Here is a 1,558-nt window from a genome sequence, read left to right as displayed (position 1 = left end):
CACCCCCCACGCCCCCCCCCGCACAACCCCACACCCACCTTTCCCCCGCCCCTTGCTCGCGCGCTCCCCCCACCCCCCCCGCGGCGGGGCGCCGCCACGATCGTGGCGGCGCCCCGGTACGAGCGAACTGTCGGCTCAGGCCTCGGCCTGGTCCTCACGGAGGTTCTTCACCAGGTTCGGGTCGACCGGGACACCCGGGCCCATGGTGGTGGTGAGGATGACCTTGCGGAGGTACTTGCCCTTAGCCGCGGACGGCTTGGCGCGCAGCACCTCGTCGAGCACCGCGGCGTAGTTGTCCACCAGCTGGGTCTCCGTGAAGGAGGCCTTGCCGATGATCAGGTGCAGGTTGGAGTGCTTGTCCACCCGGAAGGTGATCTTGCCGCCCTTGATGTCCTGCACCGCCTTGGTGACGTCCATGGTCACCGTGCCGGTCTTCGGGTTCGGCATGAGACCGCGCGGGCCCAGGATCCGCGCGATCCGGCCGATCTTGGCCATCTGGTCCGGCGTGGCGATCGCCGCGTCGAAGTCGAGCCAACCACCCTGGATGCGGGCGACCAGCTCGTCGGTGCCCACCTCGTCCGCACCCGCCGCGGCGGCCTCTTCGGCCTTCGCGCCACCGGCGAACACGATCACGCGGGCGGTCTTACCGGTGCCGTGCGGCAGGTTGACCGTGCCGCGGACCATCTGGTCCGCCTTGCGGGGGTCGACGCCGAGGCGCATGGCGACCTCGACCGTGGCGTCGAACTTGACGTTGGTGGTCTCCTTGGCCAGCTTCACGGCCTCGGAGGGGGTGTAGAGCTTCGACCGGTCGATGACGTCGGCGGCCTTGCGGTAGCTCTTGCTGCGCTGCATTGCTGATTACTCCTGTGGTCTCTGGCGGGCCGCTCGGCGCGGGCCCTCCCACGGTCGGGTCGTCGGCGAGGCCGAACGTCAGTCGCTGACGGTGATGCCCATCGACCGGGCGGTGCCGGCGATGATCTTCTCGGCCTGGTCCAGGTCGTTGGCGTTGAGGTCGGCCATCTTCTTCTCGGCGATCTCACGCAGCTGGGCGCGGCTCACCGAGCCGACCTTCTCGGCCTGCGGGACGCCCGAGCCCTTCTGCACACCGGCGGCCTTGATCAGCAGCCGGGCGGCAGGCGGGGTCTTCAGCACGAAGCTGAAGGACCGGTCCTCGAACACGCTGATCTCGGCGGGGACGATGTCGCCCCGCTGGGACTCGGTCTGCGCGTTGTAGGACTTGCAGAACTCCATGATGTTCACGCCGTGCTGGCCGAGCGCGGGGCCGACCGGCGGCGCCGGCGTGGCCTGGCCCGCCGGCAGCTGAAGCGTGAACGTCTTGACGAGCTTCTTCTTCGGAGGCATGTCACTTCCTGGGGCTTGGAGCTGGGAAAATGCGGCCGTCGCCGCCCTCGGGGACGCGCACGGTCAGCGCGGTGCGACAGCGGCGACGTTCAAGAGTAGCGCAGGCCGCAGCCCGCTCGTCCGCCGAGGTCGAGCGGGAGGGCGTACGCCGACGTCGGCGGCGGGCGGGGGGCCCGCCCCCCGCCCCCCCCGCGAG

2 protein-coding genes are annotated in these 1,558 nt (G+C 70.5%); both read right to left on the bottom strand.

Features of this window, described 5'->3' with window-relative positions; translation table 11 throughout:
- Positions 1–135: 135 nt before the first annotated feature.
- Positions 136–852, bottom strand: a complete 717-nt coding sequence (gene rplA / locus ABZU46_RS31735) for a 50S ribosomal protein L1 (protein ID WP_234583444.1) — start codon at positions 850–852, stop codon at positions 136–138.
- A 78-nt stretch (positions 853–930) separates the two neighbouring features.
- Positions 931–1,362 carry a 50S ribosomal protein L11 gene (gene rplK / locus ABZU46_RS31730; protein WP_007465329.1) on the bottom strand — a complete coding sequence of 144 codons (432 nt, stop codon included), beginning with the start codon at positions 1,360–1,362 and terminating at the stop codon, positions 931–933.
- Between the last annotated feature and the right edge of the window lie 196 nt (positions 1,363–1,558).

Source organism: Micromonospora sp. NPDC005197, assembly GCF_040608295.1.
Taxonomy (GTDB): domain Bacteria; phylum Actinomycetota; class Actinomycetes; order Mycobacteriales; family Micromonosporaceae; genus Micromonospora.
Note: the sequence above shows the minus strand (reverse complement) of the source record. Positions and strands in the feature narration are given on the sequence as shown.

What these genes read in the sequence shown, in the direction of transcription:
- rplA (WP_234583444.1), bottom strand. Translation starts at nt 852, where the DNA reads ATGCAGCGCAGCAAGAGCTACCGCAAGGCCGCCGACGTCATCGACCGG.
- rplK (WP_007465329.1), bottom strand. Translation starts at nt 1,362, where the DNA reads ATGCCTCCGAAGAAGAAGCTCGTCAAGACGTTCACGCTTCAGCTGCCG.